Annotated in this window: 23 protein-coding genes; 10 read left to right on the top strand and 13 right to left on the bottom strand. The window is 64.0% G+C overall.

Annotated elements, in window-relative coordinates:
* From M1D44_RS19700 to kdgT, 4 genes are read right to left on the bottom strand one after another with little or no spacing between them, the layout of a single operon-like run.
* The gene (locus tag M1D44_RS19700) at positions 1-849 is read right to left on the bottom strand and encodes an ureidoglycolate lyase (protein ID WP_112187644.1); all 849 of its coding nucleotides are present in this window, start codon (positions 847-849) and stop codon (positions 1-3) included.
* A 38-nt stretch (positions 850-887) separates the two neighbouring features.
* Positions 888-1,646 (bottom strand): SDR family oxidoreductase, encoded by a 759-nt coding sequence (locus M1D44_RS19705; protein ID WP_316684722.1) that lies wholly within the window; start codon positions 1,644-1,646, stop codon positions 888-890.
* Positions 1,643-2,101, bottom strand: a complete 459-nt coding sequence (locus tag M1D44_RS19710) for a nuclear transport factor 2 family protein (protein ID WP_316684721.1) — start codon at positions 2,099-2,101, stop codon at positions 1,643-1,645. Before M1D44_RS19710 ends, M1D44_RS19705 begins: the two co-directional genes overlap by 4 nt.
* 46 nt (positions 2,102-2,147) lie before the next feature.
* Positions 2,148-3,164, bottom strand: coding sequence for a 2-keto-3-deoxygluconate transporter (gene kdgT, locus M1D44_RS19715; protein WP_024979249.1), 1,017 nt, complete (start codon positions 3,162-3,164; stop codon positions 2,148-2,150).
* 278 nt (positions 3,165-3,442) lie between these two features.
* Here kdgT and kduI point away from each other — a divergent pair, with 278 nt between their 5' ends.
* The 4 genes from kduI to M1D44_RS19735 all read left to right on the top strand — a co-directional run bounded on the left by kduI (position 3,443) and on the right by M1D44_RS19735 (position 7,148).
* Positions 3,443-4,279, top strand: a complete 837-nt coding sequence (gene kduI, locus M1D44_RS19720; RefSeq protein ID WP_024979248.1) for a 5-dehydro-4-deoxy-D-glucuronate isomerase — start codon at positions 3,443-3,445, stop codon at positions 4,277-4,279.
* A gap of 4 nt (positions 4,280-4,283) precedes the next feature.
* Positions 4,284-5,069, top strand: coding sequence for a 2-dehydro-3-deoxy-D-gluconate 5-dehydrogenase KduD (kduD, locus tag M1D44_RS19725; protein ID WP_316684720.1), 786 nt, complete (start codon positions 4,284-4,286; stop codon positions 5,067-5,069).
* Positions 5,070-5,153: 84 nt separating this feature from the next.
* Positions 5,154-5,993, top strand: a complete 840-nt coding sequence (gene kdgR / locus M1D44_RS19730) for a DNA-binding transcriptional regulator KdgR (protein WP_024979246.1) — start codon at positions 5,154-5,156, stop codon at positions 5,991-5,993.
* 102 nt (positions 5,994-6,095) lie between these two features.
* Entirely contained in the window at positions 6,096-7,148 is a 1,053-nt protein-coding gene (locus M1D44_RS19735) for an aldo/keto reductase (RefSeq protein WP_112187653.1), read from the top strand.
* Here M1D44_RS19735 and prfH read toward each other — a convergent pair.
* The 5 genes from prfH to M1D44_RS19760 form a co-directional block, all read right to left on the bottom strand.
* A complete protein-coding gene (gene prfH / locus M1D44_RS19740) occupies positions 7,145-7,762 on the bottom strand; it encodes a peptide chain release factor H (RefSeq protein ID WP_316854333.1) in 618 nt (205 codons plus the stop codon). The genes M1D44_RS19735 and prfH overlap by 4 nt on opposite strands.
* Positions 7,762-8,889 (bottom strand): RNA ligase RtcB family protein, encoded by a 1,128-nt coding sequence (locus tag M1D44_RS19745; protein WP_316854318.1) that lies wholly within the window; start codon positions 8,887-8,889, stop codon positions 7,762-7,764. Before M1D44_RS19745 ends, prfH begins: the two co-directional genes overlap by 1 nt.
* Positions 8,890-9,149: 260 nt before the next feature.
* Complete coding sequence (locus tag M1D44_RS19750; protein WP_024979242.1) at positions 9,150-9,353, bottom strand: DUF2783 domain-containing protein; 204 nt, start codon at positions 9,351-9,353, stop codon at positions 9,150-9,152.
* Positions 9,354-9,370: 17 nt separating this feature from the next.
* The gene (locus tag M1D44_RS19755) at positions 9,371-11,050 is read right to left on the bottom strand and encodes an FAD-dependent oxidoreductase (protein ID WP_316854319.1); all 1,680 of its coding nucleotides are present in this window, start codon (positions 11,048-11,050) and stop codon (positions 9,371-9,373) included.
* Between the two features lie 2 nt (positions 11,051-11,052).
* Entirely contained in the window at positions 11,053-12,012 is a 960-nt protein-coding gene (locus tag M1D44_RS19760) for an MBL fold metallo-hydrolase (protein WP_027680133.1), read from the bottom strand.
* A 277-nt stretch (positions 12,013-12,289) separates the two neighbouring features.
* Here M1D44_RS19760 and M1D44_RS19765 point away from each other — a divergent pair, with 277 nt between their 5' ends.
* From M1D44_RS19765 to M1D44_RS19780, 4 genes are all read left to right on the top strand, one after another.
* Entirely contained in the window at positions 12,290-13,174 is an 885-nt protein-coding gene (locus tag M1D44_RS19765; RefSeq protein ID WP_316854334.1) for an IclR family transcriptional regulator, read from the top strand.
* Between the two features lie 114 nt (positions 13,175-13,288).
* Positions 13,289-14,341, top strand: a complete 1,053-nt coding sequence (locus M1D44_RS19770) for a branched-chain amino acid ABC transporter permease (RefSeq protein WP_316854320.1) — start codon at positions 13,289-13,291, stop codon at positions 14,339-14,341.
* 4 nt (positions 14,342-14,345) lie between these two features.
* The gene (locus M1D44_RS19775; protein ID WP_316854321.1) at positions 14,346-16,172 is read left to right on the top strand and encodes a branched-chain amino acid ABC transporter ATP-binding protein/permease; all 1,827 of its coding nucleotides are present in this window, start codon (positions 14,346-14,348) and stop codon (positions 16,170-16,172) included.
* An 11-nt stretch (positions 16,173-16,183) separates the two neighbouring features.
* On the top strand, positions 16,184-16,927 hold the full coding sequence (locus M1D44_RS19780) for an ABC transporter ATP-binding protein (RefSeq protein ID WP_024979236.1): 744 nt from the start codon (positions 16,184-16,186) through the stop codon (positions 16,925-16,927).
* 18 nt (positions 16,928-16,945) lie between these two features.
* Here the strand turns inward: M1D44_RS19780 and M1D44_RS19785 are convergent, their stop codons facing one another.
* Both M1D44_RS19785 and M1D44_RS19790 read right to left on the bottom strand, forming a co-directional pair.
* Positions 16,946-17,248 carry a hypothetical protein gene (locus tag M1D44_RS19785; RefSeq protein ID WP_024979235.1) on the bottom strand — a complete coding sequence of 101 codons (303 nt, stop codon included), beginning with the start codon at positions 17,246-17,248 and terminating at the stop codon, positions 16,946-16,948.
* Positions 17,249-17,352: 104 nt separating this feature from the next.
* On the bottom strand, positions 17,353-17,862 hold the full coding sequence (locus M1D44_RS19790) for a GNAT family N-acetyltransferase (RefSeq protein ID WP_316684715.1): 510 nt from the start codon (positions 17,860-17,862) through the stop codon (positions 17,353-17,355).
* Positions 17,863-18,027: 165 nt separating this feature from the next.
* On the opposite strand from M1D44_RS19790, the gene M1D44_RS19795 reads away from it, so the two are divergent.
* Both M1D44_RS19795 and M1D44_RS19800 read left to right on the top strand, forming a co-directional pair.
* Positions 18,028-18,900 (top strand): D-amino-acid transaminase, encoded by an 873-nt coding sequence (locus tag M1D44_RS19795; RefSeq protein ID WP_024979233.1) that lies wholly within the window; start codon positions 18,028-18,030, stop codon positions 18,898-18,900.
* 65 nt (positions 18,901-18,965) lie between these two features.
* A complete protein-coding gene (locus M1D44_RS19800) occupies positions 18,966-19,520 on the top strand; it encodes a surface-adhesin E family protein (RefSeq protein WP_024979232.1) in 555 nt (184 codons plus the stop codon).
* A gap of 41 nt (positions 19,521-19,561) precedes the next feature.
* Here the strand turns inward: M1D44_RS19800 and M1D44_RS19805 are convergent, their stop codons facing one another.
* Together M1D44_RS19805 and M1D44_RS19810 are read right to left on the bottom strand one after the other, a co-directional pair.
* The gene (locus M1D44_RS19805) at positions 19,562-19,786 is read right to left on the bottom strand and encodes a hypothetical protein (RefSeq protein WP_009239764.1); all 225 of its coding nucleotides are present in this window, start codon (positions 19,784-19,786) and stop codon (positions 19,562-19,564) included.
* Positions 19,787-19,957: 171 nt separating this feature from the next.
* A complete protein-coding gene (locus M1D44_RS19810) occupies positions 19,958-20,908 on the bottom strand; it encodes an alpha/beta fold hydrolase (RefSeq protein ID WP_112187662.1) in 951 nt (316 codons plus the stop codon).
* Positions 20,909-20,923 lie beyond the last annotated feature (15 nt).

Genomic DNA, 20,923 nt, shown 5'->3' on the forward strand with positions numbered 1-20,923 from the left:
TCAGCCTGCCGAGACCGTGCGCTGCAATTGTTCGCCCAGGCCGGCAATGCCCAATCGGATGGTCTGCCCCGGCTTGAGATAGACCGGGTTGGGTTTGATGCCCAGCCCCACGCCCGGCGGCGTGCCCGTCGAGATGACATCGCCCGGCTGCAGGCTCATGCAGCGGCTCAGATACGCCACCAGTTGCGCCACGCCAAACACCATCGTGCGCGTGTTGCCGTTCTGATAACGATGGCCGTCCACTTCCAGCCACAGGTCCAGCGCCTGCGGGTCGGGCACCTCGTCGCGCGTGACGAGCCACGGGCCAAGCGGGCCGAACGTGTCGAAGCCCTTGCCCTTGTCCCACTGGCCGCCGCGCTCGATCTGCCATTCACGCTCGGAAACGTCGTTGACGATGCAGTAGCCCGCCACGTAGTCCAGCGCGTTGGCTTCGTCGACGTACTTGGCAGCTTTGCCGATGACCACGCCCAGTTCAACCTCCCAGTCGGTCTTGACGGAGCCGCGTGGGATTTCGATGTCGTCGTTCGGGCCGCAGATGGCGCTGGTCCACTTGTTGAAGACGACCGGCTCGGCCGGAACCGGCAGGCCGGATTCCGCGGCATGGTCGGCGTAGTTCAGTCCGATGCAGACAAACTTGCCGACACGCCCGACGCACGGCCCAATGCGGGGTTGCCCGCTGACTACCGGCAGCGTGGTGGGATCCACGTCGCGCAGCTTGGCAAGGAATGCGTCCGACAGCACGTTGCCCGCAATGTCGTCGACGATGCCCGACAGGTCGCGGAGGGTGCCGGTTGCATCGAGCAGGCCCGGTTTCTCTTGGCCGTGGGGGCCGAAGCGCAGCAGTTTCATGAAAGGCTCAAATCGGTTGGGGGAAAGGCATCAAGGTATCAATTTGACCAGCCGCCGTCGATCAGGTGGACTTGCCCTGTCGTGAAGGCGGCTTCGTCGGAAGCCAGATAGGCGGCCAGCGCGGCAATCTCTTCCGGCTGTCCGAGGCGCCCCATCGGCTGGCGTGCGACAAACGCAGCTTCGACTTCTGCGCGTGATTTGCCTTGCGTGCGGGCTTGTTCGTCGATGCGCTGCGCGAGCGATGGCGACACCACCGTGCCCGGGCAGATGGCGTTGCAGCGGACGCCGCGCGCCACAAAGTCTGCCGCCACGGCCTTGGTCAGCCCGATCACCGCGGCCTTTGACGTACCGTACACAAAGCGGTTCGGCACGCCTTTGATGCTCGATGCGGCCGACGACATGTTGATGACACTGCCGCCACCGCGTTCCAGCATGCCCGGCAGGAATGCGCGGATGGTGCGGTACATCGACTTGACGTTGAGGTCGAACGAGAAATCCCACGCATCCTCATCGCACTCCAGCACCGAGCCGGCGTGTACGAAGCCCGCGCAGTTGAAGAGGATGTCGATGCCGCCAAGCTCGGCGGCAAGGGCATTCACCTGCTGGGTATCGCGCACGTCGAGGCGGCGGACGTCGAATGGCACATCGTTCAACGCATCGATGCGGAGATCGGTGGCGATTACGCGGGCACCTTCGCACGCAAAGCGCTCGGCGCAGGCGCGGCCGATGCCCTGCGCAGCGGCCGTCACGAGCGCGGTCTTGCCCGCCAGGCGCCCGGGAAAAGCGGCGCCGCTCATTGCTTCGGAAGCAGATAGGCCTGGCGCGCAAACAGGCGCCAGCCATCCGGATGTTTCTTCCAAACCTGCAGCACGCCGATATGCGCGGTGCTGGTCTTGCCGTCGGGCAGGTTGTTGACGGAGTCGAACACGTGGCGCACCCACGCGTTGTCGCCGTTGATCTGCACGGTCTGGTTGGTCAGCGCAATCGACTTGAATGCATTTGTGCCGTCCAGCGCCTTGAGAAAGGCTGCGTGGTCTTCCAGCTTGCCCGACGAGTGGCCGTAGGTCAGGTCGTTTTCGATCAGCTTGGTGAGCGTGGCACCGTCGCTGGCAACCATGGCAACGCGCATGCGCTCCACGGCTTGCGCCACCGTATCGGCGTCAGTGGCGGCATGGGCGAGGGCGCTGCCGGCCGCGAGTGCGGCGGTCATGGCAACACTCGCAATGCGGCGGACAAACGTGTGCAACAGCATGGGCAATCTCCTCTCTGGTCTGGTGTACGGTGCATCGCAGGCGTGGTCAGAAATGGGCTTCGCGGTGCGCAGCCTGCGGCGGCAGGCTCGCGGTTTCCGGCTCGGGTAATGGCGCCGCACGGCCCACGCGACGCACCCACATCGCGGTCAAGATCGGCACGAGAATCGCCGTGACCAGGCAGGCCGTGGCTACCAGCGCGGTTGCGGCCGGCACCATGGGTTTGAACTTCGGAATCATCTCGCCGATGATGGCCGGGTTGGCGACTGCCGCGCCAGCTGTGGACGATGCCGCCAAGCCAGCAGCGCCATTGCCGCCGGCGATGAATTTGTCGGTGAGGATGAGCGGCACGCCGGTGATGATGATCACCGTGAGGCCGAGCAAGAGGCCCGGGAGCCCGCTCTTGGCAATCACGTGCAGGTCGATGCCGTTGCCCAATGCAAAGCCGAAGAACGGAATGAGCGGATGCACGCAGCGGCCGAACAGCTCGCGCAGTTCGCCGTCGAGATTGCCCAGCGTAAAGCCGATCAGGAACGGCAGCACCGCGCCCACGAACAGCCGTGGCTCAAACACGGCAATGCCCGTTGCGCCCAGGATGAACATGCTGACCAGCGGTCCCGATTCGATCGACATCAGCACGAACGCACCGGCTTCTTCCTTGGTGCCGTACTGCTGCATGACGGCGGCATAGAGCCCGCCGTTGGTCATGTCCATCGATGTGGTGATCGCCAGCACCGAGAGCCCTGCAAGGATGCCGGTCTTGATGCCCTCGTCCGGAATGAACTGCGCCGCCACCAGCGTTGCCAGCCACGCCACGGCAATCTTCGTCACGAGCAGGGTTCCCGACTTGCGCAGCACCACACCGGTGGCGTGCAGGTCGATGGTCGCGCCCATGCAGAAGAACCACACCGCCAGGATCGGCACCGTACCGGTGATCAGGCCGTTGGTGAACGAGCCGAAGTATTTCCCGGCATCGGGTGCGAACGTATGCGCGCATGCGCCCAGCAGCAGCGGCACGAGCATCAGCCCGCCTGGAATGCGGTCAATCGCCTTCTTTATCTTCACGTCTCCTCCGTGAGCCTCTATGGGCTCGGTTGGTTGGGGTCCAACATCGTGGAGTGACTATAGCGGATGATGTGGAACGATGTTCCATATTTTTGAATTCGCTGATTTATCGTTTACCCTAGATCGCAAATGTGTGCGGTGCAGCGCTATTCCCCTCGATCAGGGGCTCGTATCAAAAAAATGGATCGACGTTCCGTATTTTTGGTTTTTGTGCTTCAATCCAACCCAGAACAACCGGCACCCACGCGGATGCCGGCGCATCCCAACGGAGAAATGGCATGGAAGTGCGGCAAGGAATCCACAGCGAACACGCAAAAACTCTCGACACGGCCGGGCTGCGCCGCCAGTTCCTGGTGGAACAGGTGTTCGAGCGCGATGCGCTTCAGCTCACGTACAGCCATATCGACCGGATCATCGTGGGCGGTGCATGGCCGGCAACGCGGCCGGTGGAGGTGCCGGCATCGCTCGCCAAGTCGATGGGTGTGAGCCATCTGCTGGAGCGCCGCGAGCTGGGCGCGATCAACATTGGCGGCCCGGGCTGGGTGGAGGTGGACGGCGCACGGCACGCCGTCGGCAATGAAGAGGCGATCTACGTCGGCCAGGGCGGCCAGAACGTCGTCTTCGGCAGTGACGATGCAGCCAGGCCCGCCAAGTTCTACATCAATTGCGCGCCGGCCCATACGGCCTATCCGACGCGCACGATCACACTGGCGCAGGCGTCGCCCGAAACGCTCGGCGATCCGGCCACCAGCAACCGGCGCACGATCTACAAGTTCATCGTGCCGGACGTGCTGCCCACGTGCCAGCTCTCGATGGGTATGACCAAGCTCGAGCCCGGCAGCCTGTGGAACACCATGCCGTGCCACACGCACGAGCGCCGCATGGAGGTCTATTTTTACTTCAACCTGCCGGACAACGCCGCCGTGTTCCACATGGTCGGCGAGCCGCAGGAGACGCGCCACATCCTCGTCCACAACGAGCAGGCTGTGATCTCGCCAAGCTGGTCGATCCACTCGGGCGTGGGCACGCAGGCGTACACCTTCATCTGGGGCATGGTCGGCGAGAACCAGGTGTTCCACGACATGGACCACATCGCCATTGCCGACCTGCGCTGACACCATGCGGCTCGAGAATCCCTATCTCCAGGGCGCAAGCCTGTTCGACCTGAGCGGCAAGGTGGCCATCGTCACCGGCAGCAACACGGGGTTGGGTGCGGGCATGGCGATGGCGCTCGCTGCGGCGGGCTGCGACATCGTGGGCGCCAACCGTTCGGACCCCGCAGAGACGGCCTCGCGCGTGGAAGCGGTCGGCCGCCGGTTTGTTGACGTGCGAGCCGATCTGTCTTCGCTGGAGCCGATCGACCGCATTGTCGACGCTGCGATGGACACCTTCGGCCGTGTGGACATCCTGGTCAACAACGCGGGCATCATCCGCCGCTGCGACGCGCTGGAATTTTCCGAAGCCGATTGGGATGCAGTAATCGACGTCAACCTCAAGGGCGTGTTCTTTCTCTCGCAGGCGGTGGCAAGGCAGTTCGTGGGGCAAGGTGGCCGCGGCAAGATCATCAACGTGGCGTCGATGCTGTCGTTTCAGGGCGGCATTCGCGTACCGTCGTATACGGCATCGAAGAGCGGCGTGCTGGGGCTCACCCGGCTGCTGGCCAATGAATGGGCTGGCCGCGGCATCAACGTCAACGCCATCGCGCCCGGTTACATGGAAACCGACAACACAGCGCAACTACGCGAAGACCGGCAACGCAGTGAAGAGATTCTCGCGCGAATTCCTGCCGGACGCTGGGGCGTGCCGGATGACCTGGCGGGCGCGGTGGTGTTTCTCGCTTCGGCGGCATCGGATTACGTGCACGGCCACACGCTCGCGGTGGACGGCGGCTGGCTGGCGCGGTAGGCAACGTCGGCAGGTGGATTGATGGAACGCGGTATGAGACCGGTTATGCTCTCTCCAGATTTTGAAATCACGGAACCACGAGAGATGAAAGCCACGCCCCGGCAACGCAAGCCGGAAGACCTGTCCGCCAATGAAGCCGTTGATACCGGTGCCGATAAGGCCGAATCGGTCTCGGCGGTCGACAAGGTGTTCACCATCCTGGGCGCGATGGGCGAGCTTGGCGCCGTCGGCCCCAGCGAACTGTCGCAGCGGCTGGGCATGTCAAAGACGACGGTTCACCGCTTTCTGCAGACGCTCAAAAGCCTGGGCTATGTCGCGCAGGAGGGCGACACCGATCGCTACCGGCTGACGATTCGCCTGTTCGAGCTTGGCGCCAAGGCGCTCGAAAACGTCGACCTCGTCCGCGAGGCTGACACCGAGATGCGCCGCATCGGACAGCTCACGCGCGAGGCTGTCCACCTGGGCGCCTTTGACGAAGACGCCATCATCTACATCCACAAGATCGACGCCGATTACGGCTTGCGCATGCAGTCGCGCATCGGCCGCCGCAATCCGCTGCACAGCACGGCTATTGGCAAGGTGCTGCTGGCATACATGCCGCCGGAAGAGGCGCGCGAGGTGCTGTCGAAGGTGGAGTTCAAGAAATCCACGCAGAAGACGCTCGCCTCTGCCGAGGCCGTGCTGAGCATCCTGCCGCGCGTGCGCCAGCAAGGTTTTGGCGAAGACAACGAAGAGCAGGAAGACGGGCTGCTGTGCATTGCTGTGCCGGTGTTCGATCGCTTTGGCCGCGTGATCGCGGGGCTGTCGATCTCGTTCCCGACCATGCGTTGCGGCGCCGATACCAAGGCGCACTACGTCGCGCTGCTGCAGCAGGCGGGTGCGGCGATCTCCTCGCGCCTGGGCTATCACCCTGCGTCCGACTGAACCTTCTGCAGGATCAGCCGGTCCGTCCTATCCTCTGCGTTGTTTCCCGCATCTGAGCCAGTGCGCTCAGCATTCCATTCCCACCGTATTGGAGTCGATCACATGCGTTACAACCAACTGGGCCGGACCGGCCTGTTCGTTTCGGAGTTGTGCCTGGGCACAATGACCTTCGGCGGCAACGACGGCATCTGGCAGCACATTGGCGATTTGCAGCAAGCCGATGCCGAGCGCCTGATCGGGCGCGCGCTCGACGCCGGCATCAATTTCATCGACACGGCCGATGTGTACGCCAACGGCGTCGCTGAGCAGATGACGGGGCAGGCGCTCAAGAACCTGAAGGTGTCGCGCGACAGCGTGGTCGTCGCCACCAAGGTGTTCGGCCAGACCGGCGATAGCGTGAACGCACGCGGCGCCTCGCGGTTCCACATCATGGACGGCATCAAGGCGAGCCTGAAGCGCATGCAGCTCGACCATATCGATCTCTATCAGATCCATGGTTTCGACCCTGCCACGCCCATCGAAGAAACCGTGCGTGCGCTCGACACGCTCGTCCAGCATGGTCACGTGCGCTATGTGGGTGTATCGAATTGGGCGGCCTGGCAGATCGTCAAGGCGTTGGGAATTGCCGAGCGGCTCGGCTGCGCACGCTTCGAAAGCCTGCAGGCGTACTACACCGTCGCGGGCCGCGATCTGGAGCGCGAGCTGGTGCCGATGCTCAAAAGCGAAGGCCTGGGCCTGATGGTCTGGAGCCCGCTGGCCGGTGGCCTGCTCAGCGGCAAATACACGCGCGAGCAGCACGGCGAGCAAGACAGCCGCCGCAACAAGTTCGACTTCCCGCCGGTGGACCGTACACGTGCCTACACGTGCGTCGATGCCATGCGCGTCATGGCCAATGCGCGCAGCGTTTCGGTCGCGCAGATTGCGCTTGCGTGGCTGCTGCATCAGCGCGCAGTGACCACCGTGATCGTCGGTGCCAAGAAGATCGAGCAGCTCGACGACAACATCGCGGCCACCAAGGTTGAACTGACGGCGGAAGAACTGGCGCAGCTCGATGAGCTGAGCAAACTCCCGGCCGAATACCCGGGCTGGATGCTGGAGCGGCAAGGTGAGTACCGGCGTGGCCAGCTTGCCGGAACGCGGCAGGCCGGACGCTAGTCTGCCGGCTCAAATCGTTCGCCTTTGAACACGCGGTGCGGGTTGCCGCGCTCCACCTGGTGATGGAGCGCGCGCCGTTGCGCACGCTGCGCCGCATCGGCTGCAGCGTCGTGGTCCGCCAGCTTGTGTGCGAGCAGCAGCACGGCCAGCCGCTTGTTGGCGTGCTGGCTGCGCTCGGTTTGCACCTTCACGCTGATGCCCGTGGCGAGATGTGTGGCCCGCACGGCCGATTCCGTCTTGTTGACATGCTGCCCACCGGGGCCTGACGAACGCGTGGTCTCGAATCGGATCTCGCTGGGTAGCGTTGCCGACGGCGCCGCACAGCGCGCCACCCCGAAGAACCAGTTCTTGCGCGCGTGCCGCGGCCGATACGGGCTCGGGCATGTCCACTGGATCGTGCCTTCCCATGCTTGCGCCAGGGTGTCTTCAGCGTCGCCTTCCAGGCTGACCAAGGCGGAGCGCAGCGTGCCGGTGCGCTCACCGTCTTCCTGTTCCAGCAGTTCCAGTTGAATGCCTGCGTCTACAGCCTCGCGTTGCAGCCGCTCAAGCGCTTTCCCCACAGCCAGCTCGCATTCGGCCGGACCTTGCGCAGAAGAGAGTTGCAGTAACACCATCAGCAGCATTCCCCACGCGTCTTGTACGTCAACACCGGGCGCAGGCGCGCGAGCACCTTCACCAAGCCGGCGTCCACCAGTGGCGCGATGACGCTGTCGATCGGCTTGTAGGCTTCGGGCGCCTCTTCGTAGATCAACTGCTTGTCTTCGCAGATGACGTGGCCGCCGAGCTTGGTGCGGTTGAGCTGCGCGGGCGTGAAGCGGCGGATGAGCCGGTCTTTGCACTCGCTGCGCATCCACTTGCGACCGGCACCGTGAGCGAGCGAGAACAAACCGTGCTCGCTCGGGCGTGGCGCGACGAGGTAGCTGTAATCCCCCCGCGAACCCGGGATGACGACCACGCCGGCATCCGATGGTGTTGCGCCCTTGCGATGCAGCCAGCCGCCTTCGCCAAACACGGTGGCCGGAGCGACAAAGTTGTGATGCACGTCGAGCAACACCTTGCCCTGCGCGTGCAGGCGGTCGAGCATGCGGCGCGCGATGAGTTCGCGGTTGGCCCTGGCAAAGTGCAGCGCGGTGTCGTGGCGCGCCAGATAGGCGGCGCATGCCGCACCGTCCTGTGCAAGCCCGGCGTGGCCATACATGCGCACCTGTTCTTCGAGGATGGCTTGGCCGAGCCCCCGTGAGCCACTGTGCACAAGCAGCAGAAGCTGGCGCGGGTCCAGCGGCAGTTCATCTGCGTCGTAAATCTCGTCGATGCGCTGCAGCTCGGCGAAGTGGTTGCCACCGCCGATGGTGCCAAGCGCGGTATCGAAGCCGGTGCCATTCGGCGCCAACGATGCGACAAGCTCGCTCCAGCTCTCGTCGAGGGGCGTGTCGATGTTGCCGAGACGCTTTTCGAGCTTGTCCAGGCCGATCTTGTTGGCGTCCAGATCGGTGGCCCACAGCGCCATGCCGCAGCCGATGTCATTGCCGATCAATGCCGGATACAACCGGCCGACCGAAAAAAACGCCGCGCCGACGGGGTAGCCGCGACCCGGATGCAAGTCGGGCATGCCGGCCACGTGGCGCATGCCGTCGAGTGCTTTGGTGGTTTGAAGTTGTCGGATCGCGTCGCCTTCGATCCAGGTGTCGTCCGAGGCGATCAGGGAGACGCCGTCGAACAAATGCAAGATGCAATTGCCCATGAACTATCCATATCAGGTCTGAAAAAAAACTGATGTGGCAGGCCGAAGGCCGGGCAATGCGAAGACGCTGCGAACGACAGCGCGAGAGATTCGATCAACCCAGGCAAGGGCCTGCAAAGGGGAAAGCAAGGTGACGCATGATGTTTTTTCCTCCTATGCAAAATGGTTGATCGGTAAGCGGGGCGGATACTAGCACCGCACTTTGCGCAGTCGCAAGTACGATCAAGCGTAAGTGTTGGATTGTTGAAACGCGATGGCGCTCAGGTTGCTGCCGGCAATGCAAGTCGCGCCGCTGTCAGCGCTTCACGCAATACCGCCATGTCGCCGATATGGTTTGCGAGCAGCAGGATGAGTTGCGCGTTGAGCATCGCGCTGTGCTCGTCGTTCAGGTTGCGATGCGCGTCGATCAGCGCTTCGTAAAAATCATCGGGGCGCGGCAAGTTGGGTTGCGTGTTCAGCGGCATGGCGGTCGGTATTCAGCTCAGGCGGAGACAGCGGTGTGGGGCTTTGCTGCGGGCGCCGTTTGTCCGGTGGCGCGGAGCAACGCAGCGGCCAGCTTGGCAGGCTCAAGCGCACGCCAGCGTGCGCAGACGTGCTGGTCGGGCCGGATCAGGTAAGTCGTGCCGGGGCGTGCGTCATAGCGTTGCACGACCAGGCCGTCAATGTCTTCCAGCGCCGTCACGTTGGCCGACACCGTGCCCATGCCACCCACTGGGAAGATTGCCAGCGTCGGCAGCGGCAGCGCATCGACGTGTTCTCCCGCACCGCAGAAACGTAGCGCCATGAAGCCGCCGTGCAGATGACTGAGGAGCCAATCGGCACCGCCATCGGCATTGCGCACCGGTGCGTCGAGTGCGACCGCGCCGGGCACGAGCGCGCAGGCGAAGGGCGCTTCATCTTCTGTCTGCAATGCAGAGCCTTCAAGCACCGTCGGCATTGAGAGCCGCCCGCTGTTGACCAGCGTCCGCGCAAACGGATAGTGCTTGGCCAAGCGCAGGGTGGCATCGCGGAAAAGCCGGCTGACCGCGCTCTTGGGCGTGATGAAGTCCGTCGAGCGGGTGGAGTGGCGGATGTTGTCGTCGGCGGCAAACTCGCGCTCGCTCGCGTAGGTGTCGAGCAGCGCGTCGGGCGCATCGCCGGCAAGCACCATGCGCAATTTCCACGCGAGGTTCTCGGCATCCTGCAAGCCGCTGTTGGCACCGCGCGCGCCGAATGGCGATACACGATGCGCGGCATCACCGATGAAGAGCACGCGGCCGTGGCGGAAGCGGTCCATGCGTTCGCACGAGAACGTATAGACGCTGACCCATTCCAGCTCGAAATCGACGCCTTGCCCCAGCAGCGCACGCACGCGCGGGATGACGCGCTCGGGTTGCTTCTCGGCTACGGGGTCGGCGTCCCAGCCGAGCTGGAAGTCGATGCGCCAGACGTTGTCGGGCTGATGGTGCAGCAGCACCGATTGATTCGGGTGGAACGGCGGGTCAAACCAGAACCAGCGCTCGCTGGGGAAGGGCGCATCCATGCGCACGTCGGCGATCAGGAAGCGGTCTTTGAATGTCTGGCCGCGGGCTTCGAGGCCCATCATGTGACGTATCGGGCTGCGCGAGCCATCGGCGGCGACCACGTATTGCGCGCGCTGCGCGTACGTGCCGTCGGGCGTCTCGATGGTGAGCGTCACGCCATCGGCATCCTGCGTGAGGCCCGTCACCTTGTTCTTCCAGCGCAGCTCGATGTTCGGCAAGGCTTGCGCGCGCTCAACAAGAAAGCCTTCCACGTAGTACTGCTGCAGGTTGATGAACGCCGGCCGGCCGTGTCCGGTTTCGGGCAGCAGGTCAAAGCTGTAGAGCAGTTCGTTTTTCAGGTAGACCTTGCCGACGTTCCAGCTCACGCCTTTGTCGACCATGCAATCGCCGCAGCCGAGTCGATCAAAAATCTCCAATGAACGCTTGGAGAAGCAGATCGCGCGCGAGCCGGTAGACAGCGTGCAATCGTCGTCGACTACCACCACGGCCACGCCCTGCTGTGCGAGATCGATGGCCGTGGCCAACCCCACCGGCCCTGCGCCGACGATAACGACGGGGCGAGCTTCAGTTGCCGCGCCGGGTTGCTGTTCGGCGCACGGCGTATACGGGAAGACGCGGTTCTGGAAGTCGGGGTTCATGTTCAGCCTTGCAGGGCGGCCCACATTTCCTTGTCGCGCTCGGCTGTCCAGATGCGCGGGTGCTTGATGCCGCTGGCCTCATCGAAGGCACGCGTCACATCAAACGGCAGGCAGTGCTCGTAGATGAAGACGCTGCCGAATTTCGGGTCCATGGCCGCGCGGGTGTGCGCCATGGCGGCTTTCAGGTCCATCTTTTGCGCGACGGCTTCCTTGCCGCGCTGGAGCAGGGTAGACACGAAATCGCGCGTATAGGCCAGACCCTTGTCGACTTCGGCCGGATTGAGCAGCGCCGGGCCGCGGCCGGGCACAAGCTTGTCGGCGCCGAGTGCGCGTAGCGCATCCAGTGTGGCGGGCCATTCTTCGAGTTGGGCGTCGCCGCAGTAGCAGGCGGCGTCGTATTCGACCAGATCGCCTGAGAACAGCACCTTCTGCGACGGGATCCACACCACCGTGTCGCCCTTCGTGTGGCCGGGACCGAGGTGCAGGATCTTCACTTCCAATTGCCCAAGGAACAGTGTCAGCTCGCGCTCGAACACCAGCGTCGGCCACGTCAGGCCCGGCACGGTTTCCACGCCCGCGAACAGGCGCGGAAAGCGTTCGATTTCCGATTTCATATCGGCCTCGCCGCGCTCGACGATCATCTCGTAAGTGCCGCGGCTGGCAATGATGTTCTGCGCGCCTTCTGCAAAGTAGGCTGATGCGCCGAGCACGCGCACGGCGTGATAGTGCGACAGCACCACGTGCTTGATCGGCTTGTCGGTGATGGCACGGATGCGTGCGATCAGGTCTTGCGCCATCGCCGGCGTGGCGGTGGTGTCGACGATCAGCACCGAGTCGTCGCCGATGATGACGCCCGAGTTCGGGTCGCCCTCGGCTGTGTAGGCGTAGGCGTTGGGGGAGAGTTGGGTGAAGGTGACTTGTTTGGCCTCGAGGTCGGCTTGCGAGGCGAAGGCTTTGGCCATTCTGTCACTCCTGGTGTAGTGGATTACGGTTGGGGGAATTGTTCTTGAACGTGCTCGGGCCGGAAAGCTTGGGTTGGGGCGTGCTGATACCAAGCCATACCGAACGCTGGCAATCATAGACCGCAGGGTCTGGGGATGCGCCTAGGGTATACGTGAATTATGATTAGAAGCATTGTTTCTACAATGCATAAAAATCAAAAACTGGCCGTCGAGGCGAAGCTGCGTGCTACGCTCGCAGCACTTTGTCGGCTCAGCCCAGCCAATGCGCCCCCAAGACATAGAGACTCCGGAAGTCGAAGACGACCTGCCACCCGATGGCGATGCTGAAGACGCGCGCGCAAACCGTGACCGTTCGGGCATCCAATCCATCGAAGTCGGCTCTCAATTGCTGGTGGCGCTGACGCGTGCCATGCGGGCGATGGCGCTGGGCGATCTGGCGCGTGCGGCGGGTATGCATCCGTCCAAGGCGCATCGCTATCTGGTGAGCCTGCAGCGCGTGGGCGCGGTCTCTCAAGACCCGCTGACCGGGCGTTACGAACTCGGCCCGTTTGCGCTGCGCCTGGGTTTGGCCAGCCTCAACCGCTCCGATGCCATTGTCCGCACGCGGCCGTTGCTTGCCGGTTTGCGAGACCAGACCGGCCACACCATTGGCATTGCCGTCTGGAGCGATCGTGGCCCGACCGTTGTGCATTGGGAGAAGGCCGGTGGTGCGCCTGGCGTGAACCTGCGTATTGGCGACGTCTTGCCGATGCTCAATTCCGCCACCGGCCGCCTGTTTGGCGCCTATCAACCGATGGAGCAGACGCTGCCGCTCGTTGAGCGCGAACTGCACGAGCGCGCCAGCGACGACCTGCCGGGCCTGCCGCGTTCGCTGACCGATTACTACCGTCTGTGTGAAGACGTCCGCACCGAAGGCGCATCGTGGGTCACGGGTAGCCTGCTGCCGGGCGTGAATGCCCTGTCGCTGCCGGTGTTTGGTGCGCGCGGGCAGCTTGTGCTGGTGCTGATCGCGCTGAATCTGCAACCGTTGTTCCACGCGCAGCGCGGTGGCGAGCTGGAGCACACGCTGCGCGCGTTCGTGATACGCCTGTCTGCCATGCTGCGGGCGCCCGCGGTCAGCCCCGCCAAGGCCAGCAACCGGCGGAGCAGGGCGACGCGTTAGGGTTGTCGCCAATTTCATCCTGTCGTAAGAAATTTACTATCTCGTAACTCGTGGCACCCCCTCGCCCGGTTCACATCCGGCGCGAACTCCACGACTACAAGAACGAGGAGCTTCATGGACTTGTCGATTGCCGCCATCCTGGCGCAAGACGGCGTGACATCGGGCGCGATCTACGCGCTGCTGGCACTGGCGCTCGTGCTGGTGTTTTCCGTCACGCGCGTGATCTTCATCCCGCAGGGCGAATTCGTGGCGTACGGCGCGCTTACGCTGGCGGCCATCCAGGCCAACAAGGCGCCGCTCTCGGCCAGCATGCTGGTGACGCTGGGCGTGCTGACGTTCCTCGTCGAGATGGGCCGCACGCTGCTGCAACCCGAACTGCGCCTGCATGCGCTGCGCACAGGCGCGATCTATGCAGTCAAATACCTGGTCTTTCCGACTGCGGTGTACATCGCCGCCAGCATGCTCGCCCCGATGACGCTGCCCATGCTTGCGCAGGTCGCGTTGACATTGCTGATCGTCATTCCCATGGGCCCCATGATCTACCGCCTGGCCTACGAGCCATTGGCCGAAGCCAGCACCCTGGTGCTGCTGATCGTTTCAGTGGGTGTGCATTTTGCGATGGTGGGCCTCGGCCTGGTGATGTTTGGCGCGGAAGGCTCGCGCACGGATGCGTTCTCCGATGCGCGCTTCGATCTGGGTGCGCTCACCGTGTCGGGCCAGAGCCTCTGGGTGGTGGCTGTATCGGTGCTGATGATCGTGGCGCTGTACTTCTACTTTGGCCGTACGGTGTCGGGCAAGTCACTGCGTGCGACGGCGGTGAACCGGCTGGGTGCGCGGCTGGTCGGCATCGGGACCACGCAGGCGGGGCGTCTGGCGTTCACGCTGGCGGCGGCGCTTGGCGCCTTGTGCGGCATCCTGATTGCGCCGCTCACGACGGTCTACTACGAGTCCGGTTTCCTGATCGGCCTGAAGGGGTTTGTGGGCGCGATCGTGGGCGGTCTCGTGAGCTATCCGGTGGCTGCGCTGGGCGCGCTGCTGGTTGGGTTGCTGGAGTCGTATTCATCGTTCTGGGCGTCGGCGTTCAAGGAGGTGATCGTGTTCACGCTCATCCTTCCCGTGCTGCTGTGGCGATCGCTCACCACCAAGCATGTCGAGGAAGAGGAATAAGCCGATGAACACGCTGACCAAATCTTCCGAGGGCACGGCGCAGCGCAGCCGGCTTTCGCGCAATCGCGTGCTGACCGCCTTGTTTGTGGTTGTGCTCGCGTTGATTCCCATCGTGCCCACGCCCGAGTTCTGGATCACGCTGCTGAACTACATCGGGCTCTATAGCCTCGTCGCGCTGGGGCTGGTGCTGCTGACGGGGGTGGGCGGTCTGACCTCGTTCGGGCAGGCGGCGTTCGTTGGGCTCGGTGCATATAGCACCGCCTATCTGACGACGCAGTACGGTGTGTCGCCGTGGATCGGCTTGCTGGCCGGGCTGGTGATCACAGTGGTCAGTGCATATGTGATCGGCCTGATCACGATGCGCATGTCGGGCCACTACCTGCCGCTGGCGACGATTGCGTGGGGGCTGTCGTTGTTTTTCCTGTTCGGCAACCTCGAATTCCTGGGCAAGTACGACGGGCTGAACGGCATTCCCGTGCTGAACGTGCTCGGTAAATCGTTGCAGACCGGGCGAGAGATGTTCTACCTGATCTGGGTCGTCGTTGTCGTGGCGGTGCTGGCCGTGCAGAACCTGCTGAACTCGCGCCCGGGCCGCGCCATCCGCGCGCTCAAGGGAGGCGGCACGATGGCCGAGGCAATGGGCGTGAACACGGCGTGGATGAAGGTGGTGATCTTCGTGTTTGCGGCGGTGCTGGCCTGTATTTCGGGCTTCCTCTATGCGCATCTGCAGCGCGCGGTGAACCCGACGCCGTTCGGCCTGAACTACGGCATCGAATACCTGTTCATGGCGGTGGTCGGTGGCGTGGGCCACGTGTGGGGCGCGGTGCTTGGCGCGGGTTTGCTGACCATCCTGAAAGACAGCCTGCAGAGCATTCTGCCGAAGCTGCTGGGCTCCAACGGCAACTTCGAGATTATCGTGTTCGGCGTGCTGCTGGTGCTGTTGCTGCAGTACGCGCGCGATGGCGTATGGCCGTTCATCCGCAAGCTGTTTCCTTCTGCGCCGACAGCGCGTGCGCCCGACGATGCGCCGGCGCTGAAGCAGCGCGAGAAGCCCCAAGCCGGTGAGCTGATTCTCGACGTACGCGCCGCGCGCAAAGAGTTTGGCGGCCTTGTTGCCGTGAATGACGTCAGCTTTCAAGTGAAAGCCGGCGAGATCATCGGCCTGATCGGCCCCAACGGCGCGGGCAAGTCGACCACCTTCAACCTCGTGACAGGCGTGCTGCCGGTCACGCGCGGTGAGGTGCTCTACCGTGGCGAGCACATCAGCGGCATGCCTTCGCGCGAGATCGTCAAACGCGGCATCGGCCGTACCTTCCAGCATGTGCAATTGCTGTCGGGCATGACCGTCTTGGAAAACGTAGCGCTGGGCGCCCACCTGCGCGGCGACTTCGCGGCGCAGGGCGGCGTGCTTGCGAGCGTAGTGCGCATGAACCAAGCCGAAGAGCAGAAGCTGTTGTTTGAAGCGCGCCGCCAACTGGAACGCGTGGGTCTGGCCGATTGCATGTATCAGGAAGCCGGCAGTCTGGCACTGGGCCAGCAACGCATTCTGGAAATCGCCCGTGCGCTGTGCTGCGATCCGGCGCTGCTGCTGTTGGACGAGCCCGCCGCGGGGCTGCGCTACAAGGAAAAGCAGGCGCTTGCAGCGCTGCTCATCAAGTTGAAAGCCGAAGGCATGAGCGTGCTGCTGGTCGAGCACGACATGGACTTCGTCATGAACCTCACCGATCGGCTGGTCGTCATGGAATTCGGCACCAAGATCGCCGAAGGGCTGCCGCAGGAAGTGCAGCAGAACCCGGCCGTGCTGGAAGCCTACCTGGGCGGCGTGGAATAAGGAGAACGCGCATGTCGATCATCCTGGAAGTGAAGGACCTGCACGTCCGCTACGGCAAGGTGGAGGCGCTGCATGGCGCCAACCTGAAGGTGGGAGCGGGCCAGATCGTGACCGTCATCGGCCCGAACGGCGCGGGCAAATCGACGATGCTGGGCGCCATCATGGGCGCGCTGCCGACCACCGGGTCGGCCAGCGGCGTGGTCTCGTACCTCGGTCACAACCTGACTGGTCTGCCGGTGGAAAAGCGCGTGGCACGCGGCATGTGCCTGGTGCCGGAAAAGCGCGAGCTGTTTGCCACCATGAGCGTGGAAGACAACCTCGTGCTCGGCGCGTACCGCCGCAAGCGGGCGGGTGAGCGCAACTACCTCGATCAGATGGAGGTGGTGTACGACCTGTTCCCGCGCCTGAAAGAGCGTCGTGCGCAGGAAGCCGGCACGCTTTCCGGCGGCGAGCGCCAGATGCTTGCCGTGGGCCGCGCGTTGATGGCCAAGCCCCAGTTGCTGATGCTGGATGAGCCGAGCCTGGGCCTCGCGCCGCTCATCGTCAAAGAGATCTTCCACATCATCAGCGACCTGCGCAAAACCGGCGTGGCGACGTTGCTGATCGAGCAGAACGCACGCGCCGCGCTGCAGGTGGCTGACTACGGTTATGTGCTGGAAACGGGCGACATGACCCTCGAAGGCCCGGCGCACGAGTTGGCTGTCAACCCGCGCGTGATCGAAACCTACCTGGGATTGGCGAAGAAGGCCGCTTGAGCGCGGCCGTGCGCAGGATCAATCGTCGTCGTCGTGACGATGGTGCCTGCGCCATTCACGCTCACGCCAGCGCTGTTCGCGCCATTGGCGTTCCTGCCATTCGCGGCCGCGGCCATCGTCGTAGTAGCCGGGTGCAACGATGACCGGCTGCGGCGCGACATAGACCGGTGGCGGCGCATAGTAGGCCGGCGGCGCGGGCTCGACATAAACGGGTGCGACAGGCACGCCGATTCCAATATCGACATTGACGTGGGCCAGGGCCGCCTGCGACGACAGCGCCGCAGCGGCTGCCAGCACGTACAGCGCGAAGTTCTTATGCATGTGGGAATTCCTCTAGACACTGCACTGTAGTTGAACGGGGCGCGCGCAGTCTTACAGAAGATATACGGATGTTGCAAATTGTAACGGAGTGACGCGATGGCCGCTCACGGCAATGCGCGTTCCATCAATTCAGCATCCTCGCCGTAGATGGCGAGCAGGGCTCCCAGCGCGGCGCTATCCATGTCGACGGACTGATAACCAAGGCGGCGCCAGAAGCCATCCGCGCCTTGCACCGCCACCAGCCGGGATCGGCCCAGGCCTTGTGACTGGGCGCTGGCAGATGCCATGGCGTAAAGCCGCTCGCCCAAACGCTGGCCGCGGCCCTCCGGCGCGATAGCCATGTCGTGCACAAACCAGAGAACATCGGTTGCATCCGTGTCGGGCAGCGGCACGTGCAATTTGGGCGGCGTCCATGCGTGCCACGCATGCGAGAGCAGGTACCCCACCACTTCAGACCCACGCAGTGCGACCAAGCACATGGCCGGACTGCGCGCCCAGCGGCTGGCGAGCGCATCGCCCGGTTCCAGGAACCCGTCGCCGTAGCACGCCTGCTGTACGGCCAGGATGCCGGGCAGGTCGTCTGCAACGATCGGGCGGATGGCGAGTTCGGACATGGGCGCGCGATGGGCAGAAAAACGGCAGAGTTTACCGGACGTGTCCCGCGCATCATGCTGTTTTCGCATAACGTGGGCACATATCGGTATTCGCGGCATGGCGCACGTATCCTGTAGATTCGTTGGCAGGGCAGTCCCGCCCGCACCTGAATTCCTTCTCCCAGCATGTCCCGAATCATCTTCCTGAACGGCCAATACGTGCCGGCCGCCGAAGCCACCGTCTCTGTCATGGATCGTGGCTTCACCTTTGCCGATGGCATCTACGAAGTGACCGCCGTGGCGCGCGGCAAGCTCGTCGACAACGACGCGCACCTCGCCCGCCTGACCCGCTCGCTGTCCGAGATCGGCATCGACAACCCGTACACGGCCGCCGAATGGACGCGCGTTTGCGAAGCGTTGGTCGCGCGCAATGGGCTGGACGAGGGCGTGGTCTACATGCAGGTTACGCGCGGTGTGGCCGAGCGCGATTTCGGCATCCCGGCAGACATTACACCGACGTCTGTGGCGTTCACGCAGGTCAAGTCCATTGTCAACAGCCCGCTCGCAAAGAAGGGCGCAACCGTGGTGACGGTGCCCGACCTGCGCTGGAAGCGTTGCGACATCAAGAGCGTGGGCCTGTTGCCGCAGGTGATGGCCAAGCAGATCGCTGCCCGCGCCGGCGCGCACGAAGCCTGGATGACCGATGGCGACCGCGTGACCGAAGGCGCGTCGTCTACCGCGTTCATCATCACCGCCGATAAACGCTTGATTACGCGTCCGCTGTCGAACGCCGTGCTGCCGGGCATCACGCGCGTGTCGATCCTGGCGCTGGCGCGCGAACATGGCCTGACGCTGGAGGAGCGCACCTTTACCGTGGCCGAAGCCCAGCAAGCGGCCGAAGCGTTCTACACGAGCGCGTCGACGTTCGTGATGCCGGTGGTGTCCATCGACGGCGTGCAGATCGGCAACGGCCAGCCGGGCCCGCTCACGCAGGCTCTGCGCACCTTGTATCTGCGCTTTGCCGGCGTGGACGTTGCCGAGCCCGTTGGCCAGATGTGATGTAAGCGGTTGCGCCATCGCGGTAGAATCGCCCGCTAAGTTTTTGTAGCAAGGCGAGATATCCTATGAAAACAGGAGGCTGGCGCTGGCAAAGCGCCATCGCGGCGACCGTTCTAGTGGCCGCGCAGTGGGCAGCGATGCCTGTATCCGCACAAACCGTGTCTGCGTCGGCGGCTGTGCCGACAGCATCCGCGCAAGCCGTTACGGGCGGTGCGGCACCCGCGGTCGAATCGGCGAGCACCGATTCCCGCTGGCGCCGGTTCGAGAGCATCAACGGCATCGTTTCGTATATCGATCGGCAATCGGTCAAGCCAGAGCCAAGCGCTGAGGCGGAAGCCGACTCGCATACCGTGCACTTCAGGCTGCTGCGCAACGTGCTGCCCGACTTTACGATCAAAACGGCAGATGGCCAGCCGATCCGATCTTCGGTCAAGCAGGTGGTGCTCGATTGCGCGCGACATAGCTACACAGTGATTGCGCAAACGCTCTATCGCGCGCGCAATGCCAGCGGCAAGCCGCTTTACCAGATCCACTACGGCGACGAGGCGCAAAGCCGCTCGCTGCGCGAAGGCAGTGTGTTCGAATGGATTGCCGGCCGCTTTTGCGGGGCAGGCCGTTAACGCAGTCTCTGCAAGGGCGGCTTAGACGCCGCCCGGCGTGTTCAGATCGGCGCTGCTTCCCGGCTGTCGCTTCCGTTCTCGCTTTCTTCGCGGCCTCGCGCGTAAGGCTGCCGCTCCTGCTCAAGCTCCGGATATCGGCGTGAAGCGAAACCCATGGCGGCTTCGTACGAGCCAAACTGGTTGGATTCGGCCGCTACACCGTCGTTGACCAGGATTGCGTACCACTTCCCGTAGAGCGGGCCGTACACCACGACCTTGCTTTTCATTGTCTTGTCCCTGTTTCTTGTATCGATGGCCGGCGACGCGGTTTGCGCGAAGCGGCGGCTCGAGCCGTCCGGGCACCAGGTCATGGCGCGCCGTCAGCGTTGTGGCGGACGATGATTACAGTGTGTTACACGCGCGTCAACGTTTGCGTTGGGCGCAATGCTCTAGTTGCGTCAGGTCGTTGCCAGCGTGCCGGCCACGCGGGCCTGCCGCAATTCGGCGGGCTCGTGGCCGGATTCGACATAGTCGGCAAAGCGGCGGATGCGGTCCGCAACCCAGTCGGGGCGACGCAAAGGCAGCCAGTGGCCGGCGTCGACCTCGTGGCGCCAGTAGTGCGACACCCAGGCTTCAACCGCGCGCGTAACGGCGGGGCTGACGTAGCGGTCGCGCGTTGGCACGATCAGTTGCACGGGCGCATGCGGTGCACGTGCCCGGGGGCGAGCGAGACGGTCGCGAAAATTTGCGCGATACATACGCACGCCGTTGCAGGCATCGCGCACAAGCGTCGGCCGCTGGGCCTCGATGCGAATGCCTTCCGTCTTGTGCAGCCACCACGGCCAGGCGCGCGCCACCCATAGCCGCCACGACCATTCCGGCACCAGCGGCAGGTGGAAATATCCCACGTACCACGATTGCAGCCGCTGCTGCCACACCGCGCGCTTGGCCGTCCATGTGCCGGCATCGAGCTGTGTGCGCATCCAGTGGCCGACGTGGTCCAGGCATGGGCCCGAGATCGACGTGTACGACGCGATGCGCCCGCGCAGCCGGTCGGTCGTTACCGATTCCCAGCTATGGATGGAGCCCCAGTCGTGCCCGACCAGATGGAAGCGCTCCCCGGGCAGCAGCGCATCGGCCACGGCGGCAAGGTCGTCGACAAATTGGGGGATGCGGTAACCGCTGGTATCTGCCGGGGCGTCTGACAGCCCGGCACCGCGCACGTCGAAGGTAAGCACGCGGCGATCGCGCGCCAGGGTATCGCGCACGCCGTGCCAGACGGAACTGTCGTCCGGATAGCCATGCACGAGAACCACGGCGGGGCGCTGCCGCGCAGAACCGTCGGCGGGCTGTGTCATGCGGGCATGCAGACGAATGTTGCCGGAGCGCACCACGTGGCTGCTGTGCATCGGGCCTCCAGTGAA

This window comes from Ralstonia sp. SA306 (genome assembly GCF_054792405.1).

Excerpts from the sequence above, each read along its gene's own strand:
- M1D44_RS19810 (WP_112187662.1), bottom strand. The coding sequence starts at position 20,908 with ATGCACAGCAGCCACGTGGTGCGCTCCGGCAACATTCGTCTGCATGCC.
- kdgR (WP_024979246.1), top strand. The coding sequence starts at position 5,154 with ATGAAAGCCACGCCCCGGCAACGCAAGCCGGAAGACCTGTCCGCCAAT.
- M1D44_RS19805 (WP_009239764.1), bottom strand. The coding sequence starts at position 19,786 with ATGAAAAGCAAGGTCGTGGTGTACGGCCCGCTCTACGGGAAGTGGTAC.
- M1D44_RS19775 (WP_316854321.1), top strand. The coding sequence starts at position 14,346 with ATGAACACGCTGACCAAATCTTCCGAGGGCACGGCGCAGCGCAGCCGG.
- M1D44_RS19735 (WP_112187653.1), top strand. The coding sequence starts at position 6,096 with ATGCGTTACAACCAACTGGGCCGGACCGGCCTGTTCGTTTCGGAGTTG.
- M1D44_RS19755 (WP_316854319.1), bottom strand. The coding sequence starts at position 11,050 with ATGAACCCCGACTTCCAGAACCGCGTCTTCCCGTATACGCCGTGCGCC.
- M1D44_RS19700 (WP_112187644.1), bottom strand. The coding sequence starts at position 849 with ATGAAACTGCTGCGCTTCGGCCCCCACGGCCAAGAGAAACCGGGCCTG.
- kduD (WP_316684720.1), top strand. The coding sequence starts at position 4,284 with ATGCGGCTCGAGAATCCCTATCTCCAGGGCGCAAGCCTGTTCGACCTG.
- M1D44_RS19780 (WP_024979236.1), top strand. The coding sequence starts at position 16,184 with ATGTCGATCATCCTGGAAGTGAAGGACCTGCACGTCCGCTACGGCAAG.
- M1D44_RS19750 (WP_024979242.1), bottom strand. The coding sequence starts at position 9,353 with ATGCCGCTGAACACGCAACCCAACTTGCCGCGCCCCGATGATTTTTAC.
- M1D44_RS19790 (WP_316684715.1), bottom strand. The coding sequence starts at position 17,862 with ATGTCCGAACTCGCCATCCGCCCGATCGTTGCAGACGACCTGCCCGGC.
- prfH (WP_316854333.1), bottom strand. The coding sequence starts at position 7,762 with ATGGTGTTACTGCAACTCTCTTCTGCGCAAGGTCCGGCCGAATGCGAG.
- kduI (WP_024979248.1), top strand. The coding sequence starts at position 3,443 with ATGGAAGTGCGGCAAGGAATCCACAGCGAACACGCAAAAACTCTCGAC.
- M1D44_RS19800 (WP_024979232.1), top strand. The coding sequence starts at position 18,966 with ATGAAAACAGGAGGCTGGCGCTGGCAAAGCGCCATCGCGGCGACCGTT.
- M1D44_RS19760 (WP_027680133.1), bottom strand. The coding sequence starts at position 12,012 with ATGGCCAAAGCCTTCGCCTCGCAAGCCGACCTCGAGGCCAAACAAGTC.
- M1D44_RS19795 (WP_024979233.1), top strand. The coding sequence starts at position 18,028 with ATGTCCCGAATCATCTTCCTGAACGGCCAATACGTGCCGGCCGCCGAA.
- M1D44_RS19770 (WP_316854320.1), top strand. The coding sequence starts at position 13,289 with ATGGACTTGTCGATTGCCGCCATCCTGGCGCAAGACGGCGTGACATCG.
- M1D44_RS19705 (WP_316684722.1), bottom strand. The coding sequence starts at position 1,646 with ATGAGCGGCGCCGCTTTTCCCGGGCGCCTGGCGGGCAAGACCGCGCTC.
- M1D44_RS19785 (WP_024979235.1), bottom strand. The coding sequence starts at position 17,248 with ATGCATAAGAACTTCGCGCTGTACGTGCTGGCAGCCGCTGCGGCGCTG.
- M1D44_RS19710 (WP_316684721.1), bottom strand. The coding sequence starts at position 2,101 with ATGCTGTTGCACACGTTTGTCCGCCGCATTGCGAGTGTTGCCATGACC.
- M1D44_RS19745 (WP_316854318.1), bottom strand. The coding sequence starts at position 8,889 with ATGGGCAATTGCATCTTGCATTTGTTCGACGGCGTCTCCCTGATCGCC.